8 protein-coding genes are annotated in these 7437 nt (G+C 42.0%); 6 read left to right on the top strand and 2 right to left on the bottom strand.

Translation table 11 applies throughout. The features are described 5' to 3' along the window. Positions 1–169: 169 nt before the first annotated feature. Positions 170–1075 (bottom strand): AEC family transporter, encoded by a 906-nt coding sequence (locus tag B879_RS11390; protein WP_009185332.1) that lies wholly within the window; start codon positions 1073–1075, stop codon positions 170–172. Between the two features lie 97 nt (positions 1076–1172). Between B879_RS11390 and B879_RS11385 the strand changes: the two genes are divergently transcribed. Further along, complete coding sequence (locus B879_RS11385; protein ID WP_009185331.1) at positions 1173–1403, top strand: hypothetical protein; 231 nt, start codon at positions 1173–1175, stop codon at positions 1401–1403. On the opposite strand, the gene B879_RS11380 is transcribed toward B879_RS11385, so the two are convergent. Continuing rightward, a complete protein-coding gene (locus B879_RS11380; RefSeq protein WP_009185330.1) occupies positions 1400–1774 on the bottom strand; it encodes a hypothetical protein in 375 nt (124 codons plus the stop codon). The two genes, B879_RS11385 and B879_RS11380, sit on opposite strands and share 4 nt — an antisense overlap. A 146-nt stretch (positions 1775–1920) precedes the next feature. Here B879_RS11380 and B879_RS11375 point away from each other — a divergent pair, with 146 nt between their 5' ends. The 5 genes from B879_RS11375 to B879_RS11355 all read left to right on the top strand — a co-directional run bounded on the left by B879_RS11375 (position 1921) and on the right by B879_RS11355 (position 7430). Beyond that, on the top strand, positions 1921–2286 hold the full coding sequence (locus B879_RS11375; protein WP_009185329.1) for a DUF8478 family putative metalloprotein: 366 nt from the start codon (positions 1921–1923) through the stop codon (positions 2284–2286). A gap of 63 nt (positions 2287–2349) precedes the next feature. Continuing rightward, positions 2350–4614, top strand: coding sequence for a TonB-dependent receptor (locus B879_RS11370; RefSeq protein WP_009185328.1), 2265 nt, complete (start codon positions 2350–2352; stop codon positions 4612–4614). Between the two features lie 110 nt (positions 4615–4724). Beyond that, positions 4725–5711: a TRAP transporter substrate-binding protein gene (locus B879_RS11365; protein WP_009185327.1), complete on the top strand. Its 987-nt coding sequence runs from the start codon at positions 4725–4727 to the stop codon at positions 5709–5711. Further along, positions 5686–6159, top strand: a complete 474-nt coding sequence (locus tag B879_RS11360; protein WP_009185326.1) for a TRAP transporter small permease — start codon at positions 5686–5688, stop codon at positions 6157–6159. Before B879_RS11365 ends, B879_RS11360 begins: the two co-directional genes overlap by 26 nt. Continuing rightward, the gene (locus B879_RS11355) at positions 6156–7430 is read left to right on the top strand and encodes a TRAP transporter large permease (RefSeq protein ID WP_009185325.1); all 1275 of its coding nucleotides are present in this window, start codon (positions 6156–6158) and stop codon (positions 7428–7430) included. Before B879_RS11360 ends, B879_RS11355 begins: the two co-directional genes overlap by 4 nt. The last annotated feature ends 7 nt before the right edge of the window (positions 7431–7437 follow it).

The following is a 7437-nucleotide window of genomic DNA, read 5'->3' as shown; positions in this document are numbered from 1 at the left end:
ATGGGGCTAGCCTGAAAATTTCGAATTTTGAAATTTTCAAGTGCACACAAATCAAACTAGATCATTCAATAAGTTTGCACCTGCTTAAAAAGACTACTCTTAATAAATGGGGTATTCCTCAAAATTGAAAGAAATTTTTCTCCAATTGGCGTTTTTCAGCATGCCCTAATTAGCCAATCAACCAATACCAGCAGGCAATGGTAACGAAAGAAAGCGGGATGCCTACGCCTACCAGTAGAGATGCCAATTTAGGTTCCAGGTCATGACTGATCGCAATGATGGAACCGGTAATCATGGGTGCCATGGCTGATTCTATGACAGATACCTGAAGTGGTAAGCCTTCCAGTTCAAAGACATGCTTGAACAATCCCCAGATCACCAAGGGAATAAAAATCAGTTTATAAAGAAGCCCATACCATAGATAATATGATTTCATGCCTTGCCAGTTGATTTTTACCTGAAGGCCCACAGATGTCAAGGCTACAGGAGTCAGACTGAAAGCAATCCAGTCCAAGGCCGGCATGATGAAAGATGGTGTAGAAACCTTCAGCCAATTCATCCCGATGGCCAGAACAAAGAAAATGAAAGGTGGGAAGCTGAGTATTTTCCAGCTGATGTCCCGCTTCCTTTTTTTACCTTTTCCATAAATGGAGGCCACAATAATGGCAATGCTGCTGACGATGATGAAGGAGCCTGCCTGATCTATCAGCAGTGCTATTTCTACGCCTTCCTCACCGTATAGCGCTCTAACAATGGGAAAGCCAACAAATGATGTATTGGCCAGTCCTGCAGTGATGATTAAGCAACCGGTAATACCATCTGACCATATTAACTTTTTGCCTAAGGAACCAAAAATTAACCATGAAAGGCCAAAACTGATATAGGCTGATGCAATAGGAAGCAGTAATTTAACATCCATATCCACAAACGGAAGATATTTCAATGCCAAGGCGGGGAGCACTACATAAATGAGGTACTGATTGAGATAGGCTGAAAGTCCAGAAGGTAGTTTTTTTACCTTTTGAAGGAGTATACCAAAAAGAAGAAAAATGGGTATCAAAAGGATATTGAGCATATTGTCTATTTGGATGATCTTAAAATTAACACAATCATAATTTTTGATTAACTGGTTTGAGCATCTTTATTTTTTCATTTGTGAAAACAATAAAAAAATGAACCGAATAATACCATTTCAGATAGAGGGTAAAAAAATGATCCAGTTGGGTCAGCTTACCATAGATCAGGCCAATGATCTGAGAAGCTGGCTGCCTAAGAACAGCTTGGAAAGGATTAATTATCAAGGCATTGAACTGAATGATTGTGTTCCCTTTGAGACCTATGATTATTGGTTTAGGACATATCATATCTTGAGCAGGTCATACGAAACCATTCTTGACTTTTAACCCAATCCAAAGGTTTTCCTTTTTTCTTCAAAGTACCTATTCAAATTCGGATAGCATTTACTTTCTACTTCGGGGATACCAGCTAAGGTCAATTCAATGTTTCCCTGCGGATTTTTGTTTTTGACCTCCATGGTCTCTATTAATAATATTATTTCCTGTACACTAAGTGGTTCATTTGATTTTTCAGGATTCAATTGAATTTCATTTCCATAAAAGTCAATGGCTTCAAATTGATATTCACCGTCCAGCACAGTGCAGTAGATATTTATTTCGTCACCCCATTGGCTTTCGGGATAAGTTAATTTGACCAGTAAAGAAGACGGTCCAGTACCGTCAAAATAAGACGTTGGCCTAAAATCAAAATCAATCATGGTTGAAATTTAAGGAGAAAGAGGCACATATAAGCTTTTAAGCTTAGCCTAAATTTAAGATTCGTTATGCCTTAAAAATAAAATAGCTAGGTCTAATCAAACAAAATTTACTAAATTTACCTTATTAACATGTGTAAAACTACACTTTGAAAATCCTTCGCAACATACTTCCGTTGATTAGCCATTTGAGTTTAGCTTTGATGCTGACCATTCTGGCCAATGGTGTTTTGTTTTTCCACTCCCACGAATTGGATAATGGAAGGATTATTACGCATGCCCACCCCATTCTTTGTTCAGATTTAGGCGATATTGATGCCCATGGCCATAGCGAGAAAGAATTGTTCTTCTTAGATCTTTTGGCGCATGCAGACTATTTTGTCTGTGATTTTTCTATTGCCATACCTGAAATTCCTGTGCAGGAAGTAGATCAGGTTTCAGCTATTTACTCCCATGATTTTCGGTTGGAAGTGGCAGTTGGTTTTGACCTGCGAGGTCCCCCGATCTACGTTTGATTTTTCATCGATGCCCTTAGTGGCATACCAATTCCAATTTACCAACATCATTAAATACAAGCAATGAGATATATATTTCTGCTAGCCATGTTCTTTATGTTTATAGGGGCACTGGCAGCACAGGACTTTTCCATTTCCGGGAAAGTTGTCGATAAAAATACCAGTTTGCCACTGCCAGGGGTTTCAGTTTTTGTGCCCGAATTAAACAGGGGGGTAGTGACTGACCTCGACGGGATTTTCAAAATCGCAGGAATCCCTGAAAAGAATATTAAACTCCAGATTTCATTTTTAGGCTATGCCACTATTGTCAAAACACTGAAAGCAAATGCAGATAAGGATTTGCTTTTTGAAATGGAAGAATATGCTACGACTATCGATGAGGTGGTAGTTTCCGGGGCTTATATCATGAGTAAAGAAAGCTCTCCTATTAGTATAGAAAAAGTGGACAGGGTGGATTTGCTTAAAATGCCTGCACCTAACTTGATGTCTGCTTTGGCAAGAACACCTGGAGTAAGTGAAATCTCTCTAGGGCCTGGTATAAGCAAACCCGTAATCCGTGGACTTTCTTTTAGCAGGGTGCTTTCTTTGTACCAAGGGGCCAGGTTTGAAAATCAGCAATGGGGTGCCGACCATGGGTTGGGCATGACTGAAACTGGTATTGCCAATATCGAGATGATCAAGGGTCCGGCCTCCATCATCTATGGCTCCGGCGCCATGGCAGGAGTGGTCAATTTGATTGAAGAAAGAGATGCACAAGCAGGAGAAATAGAAGGGGATGTCAACCTAAGAGGGTTTAGCAATTCTCTAGGAGGAAGGTCTGAAGTTGGTGTTAAGGGCGCTTCTGAAAATGGCTTCGTTTGGTCTTTAAGAGGGGCAGCGGAATCCCATGCGGACTATTTGGACGGAGACGGTAATACGGTGGGAAATACCCGCTTCAATACCCAAAATGTAAAAGCAGGTGTAGGATTACAGAAAAAATGGGGGGATACCCGAATCAGGTATACCTACCTGAAACAGCGATTGGGAATTTTGGAAGAAGATGAATTGGATGAATTGGTAACCACAAGAAATGACCGGGCCATGCAGTTGCCTTTTCAGGATGTAAGGGATCATTTCTTCAATTCCGAAACCAATGTGTTTATTGGAGAGGACAGGTTGAAAGCCACCTTTGGCTACCATATGAACCTGAGAAAAGAAATTGAAGATGATTTTGATGAAGTGGACCTTGGACTGCGTCAGTCCAATTTCATGTATGATATCAAATACTACAAAACCATAACAGAACATGTTGAGGCCATTTTTGGTGTGCAGGGTTTTTATTTGCAGAATACCAATATGGAAGAGGCGGAGGAAATCCTGATCCCAGATGCCTCCAAAGATGACAGGTCGGTGTATGCTTTGCTGAATTACAATAAGGATAAATGGGTCATTCAGGGTGGATTGCGCTATGATTACCGGAAAGTGATTGCTGATGCCAGTGCTCCAAATTTGGTAGATTATGGCTTTGTATTGCCAGGTGAACCTGCTGATAGGCGTTTGGAGAGGACTTTTGATGGTGTAACTGCCAGCGGAGGAGCTACTTTTAGACCAGATAACCATTGGAGGTTCCGACTGAATGTAGCGCAGGGCTTTAGAGCCCCTGATTTGGCGGAGTTGTTTTCCAATGGCCCCCATCCTGGTACTAGCCGTTTTGAGCGTGGAGATGCATCTTTTGTTCGTGAGCAAAACGTACAAACAGATTTTGGTATCCGGTACACCAATAATGGCTTTTCCATTTCGGGAGAGATCTTTTATAACCACATCGACAATTATATCTTCTTCTCGCCTACCAATGAGATGGTGGAGGATTTGACGGTTTGGGTCTTTGAACAGGCAGATGCCAGGTTGTATGGAGGAGAATTGGAATTGGGGTATCAGCCCAATGCAGCCAAGTGGGTGAACTTTGGTTCTTCTTATAGCAGGGTTATAGGTCAGCGTCGATCAGATGATACTTTTCTGCCTTATATCCCAGCCTTCCAATGGGCACAAAATGTAGATTTCAGGTTAAAAAATATAGGAAGAATTCAGCGGCCTTACATCAGCTTGCTGGGCTCTTTTGTGTTTGACCAAAATAGGGCAGCGCCTTTGGAAGAAGCAACTCCCGGTTACTATTTATTAGGCTTAAATATTGGCGGGAATATCCAAGTAGCCAACAATGTATTGGATGTCTATGTGAGTGGGACGAATTTGTTGAACCAGACCTATCTGGACCATATGTCCTTGTTCAGGCCTTTTGGGATCAACCAACTGGGTAGAAATATTGCATTGAATGTGAGGATTCCTTTTTAAAAATATACCCCTCCAAGGGTTTCAAACCCTTGGAGGGGCCTTTCCTCATATAATTCCATACTTTTCCATATTTTTTAATAACTTTTAGAACTGCTAACCCATCAGTTCTTATGCCCCACCTTCGGTTCTTTGGGATTTGTTTTTTTTCACTACTGATATTTTCCTGTGGTAAAGACCCTGCACAGGAAAAAGCGGAATATGTCTTGCGTTTTGGTCACTTGGCTAATGAGCAGAATATATGGCATAAAGCTGCATTGAAGTTTGCGGAAGAAGTACAGCGGCGCTCTCAGGGCCGAATGATAGTAAAGGTCTATCCCAATGAGCAGTTGGGGAAAGAAATGGATATGATTACCGGAATTTTGGGAGAGGTGATGGATATCATGGTCACCGCCGAGTCTTTGGAAAACTGGAGTCTTCCTTATGCCATTTTATGTGCCACTCCCTATGCGATCCGGGATTCAGAGCATCTCCATAAGGTAGCAGGAGGTGAAATCGGTCAAGAAATCGCGCAACATATCATTGATGTGGCAGGTTTACGTCCCATTGCTTATTTCGAAAGAGGTGCCCGAAACCTTACTACCAACGTACCTGTCCGCCATCCTGATGATCTGAAAGGGCTGATCATTCGGGTGCCCAATGTCTCCTTATATGTGTCCACTTGGTCGGCTTTGGGTGCCAAGCCCACACCCATGGCTTTTTCGGAAGTATTTACAGCATTGCAACAATACACCATACATGGACAGGAAAATCCTTTCGCCTTGATCAGAAATGCGGGACTTTATGAGGTTCAGAAATATGTCAACTTAACCGAACATGTCAAGGGTTGGGCTTATGTGGTGATGGGGAATAAACAATTTGAAAAATTACCAGCCGACATGCAAGAAGTGATTATCGCCTCGGCCCAGGTCATGCAGGAGTATGAACACCAACTTTTTTTAGAACAGGAAGAATTGGATGCACAATACTTAAAGGATAAAGGGATGGAATTTATTCAAGTAGATAAGGGGGCTTTTGAGAAGTTGGCAAGGAAGGCTGTCCAAGAAAGTTTTACCAAAGGACAAATTGAATTGTATGAGCGCATTCAGGAGCTTAGATAAGGTTTTGGACTTGGCTGTCATAGGCTGCTTTATCCTGATGATACTGACGGTTTGCCTGCAGGTTTTTGCCCGGTATGCGCTTCCTTGGTCTCCTCCTTGGACAGAGGAATTGGCAAGGTTTGCCTTTATTTATATGGTGAGTCTAGGGACTGGATTGGCTATTAAGGACCGGTCCTATGTCAATGTGGACATCCTATTACAGTCATTGGGGGAAAGGAAAAGGGTTATCTTGGATAGTTTTATCCTGATGTTGATCATCTTGTTGATGGGACTGATGTTATGGTATTCCATTCCTTTGATCAGGATTGTACAGTTGCAGCAGTCAGCTTCTTTGAAAATCAACATGGCGTTGATTTATCTTTCCATGTTTTTTATGGCACTCTTGGTCATTTTATATGCTTATCTGGAATTAATAAAAAATGTTAACCACATCAGAAATAGCAGATGATACTACTCCTGTTTTTGTCCTTCCTGGTTTTCCTGATTATTGGCATTCCCATAGCCTTTGCTTTGGGGTTGTCATCCTTGGTCTATTTGCTTTTTTCAGATATTCCTTTGATTGTTATTCCCCAAAAAATGTATGCAGGCTTGGATGTTTTTGTACTGCTATCCATCCCTGGATTTATCCTTGCAGGTAACCTGATGAATGCATCAGGCATTACCCAAAGGATTATTGCTTTTTGCAATGCCCTGTTAGGGCATATACGTGGAGGACTGGGTTTGGCCAATGTGGGTGCGTCCATGCTTTTTGGTGGAATTTCCGGAACGGCCATAGCAGATACAGCCAGCATTGGTTCGGTGATGATCCCTGCCATGGAAAAGGAAGGTTATGACAAGGCCTTTTCCTGCGCAGTGACGGCCACCTCTTCTACCTTGGGGCCAATAATTCCTCCCAGTTTGCCGATGATCATTGCCGCTACCTTGACCGGTTTGTCGGTAGGCAAACTCTTTGTTGCTGGAATCATTCCAGGCCTGTTACTTGGGTTGGGATTGCTTGGCCTGACCTATTTTATCTCGGTCAAGCGAAAATACCCCAAAAAGGGAAGGGCCTCATGGATGGTCATGGCCAAGCGTTTTTATCAGGCCTTTTGGGCATTGATGATGACACTTTTGATCTTGTTCGGTATTATCGGAGGTGTTTTTACGCCTACAGAAGCCTCTATTGTAGCGGTGGTTTATGCCTTGGTCATAGGATTGTTGGTTTACAAAGAATTGAAATGGGTTCAGCTTCCTAAAATCATGTTGGATTCTGCGAAAATGACGGCTTCTTTAATGGTTTTGGTGGGCTTCGCCAATCTCTTTGCCTGGATCATGACAGTGGAGGAAATTCCTCAAATGATTGCCGCTGGGCTTTTGGATTTGACTCAAAATAAATTCCTGATTTTGTTATTGATCAATGTGCTGCTGCTATTTGTTGGGGCCTTTATGGAGACCATTGCGGCCTTGTTGATTTTATTTCCGGTACTTTTGGGAGTAGCTGTTCATGTGGGTGTAGATCCTGTTCAATTTGCGATTATTATGGTGATGAATTTGGTGATTGGTTTGACCACACCTCCGGTTGGTGTCTGCTTATTTGTAGCCTCCAGCATTGGGAATATTTCTTTAGAAAAAATCAGCCGGGCAGGATTTCCGTTTTTATTGGTCAGCTTGATTATTTTGCTGCTGGTTACTTATGTGCCTGAGATATCGCTTTATTTGCCGGGATTGTTTTATGATTAGGAATATT

It is taken from the genome of Cecembia lonarensis LW9 (assembly GCF_000298295.1).
Lineage (GTDB): Bacteria > Bacteroidota > Bacteroidia > Cytophagales > Cyclobacteriaceae > Cecembia > Cecembia lonarensis.
Note: the sequence above shows the minus strand (reverse complement) of the source record. Positions and strands in the feature narration are given on the sequence as shown.

What these genes read in the sequence shown, in the direction of transcription:
- B879_RS11390 (WP_009185332.1), bottom strand. Translation starts at nt 1,075, where the DNA reads ATGCTCAATATCCTTTTGATACCCATTTTTCTTCTTTTTGGTATACTC.
- B879_RS11385 (WP_009185331.1), top strand. Translation starts at nt 1,173, where the DNA reads ATGAACCGAATAATACCATTTCAGATAGAGGGTAAAAAAATGATCCAG.
- B879_RS11380 (WP_009185330.1), bottom strand. Translation starts at nt 1,774, where the DNA reads ATGATTGATTTTGATTTTAGGCCAACGTCTTATTTTGACGGTACTGGA.
- B879_RS11370 (WP_009185328.1), top strand. Translation starts at nt 2,350, where the DNA reads ATGAGATATATATTTCTGCTAGCCATGTTCTTTATGTTTATAGGGGCA.
- B879_RS11365 (WP_009185327.1), top strand. Translation starts at nt 4,725, where the DNA reads ATGCCCCACCTTCGGTTCTTTGGGATTTGTTTTTTTTCACTACTGATA.
- B879_RS11360 (WP_009185326.1), top strand. Translation starts at nt 5,686, where the DNA reads ATGAGCGCATTCAGGAGCTTAGATAAGGTTTTGGACTTGGCTGTCATA.
- B879_RS11355 (WP_009185325.1), top strand. Translation starts at nt 6,156, where the DNA reads ATGATACTACTCCTGTTTTTGTCCTTCCTGGTTTTCCTGATTATTGGC.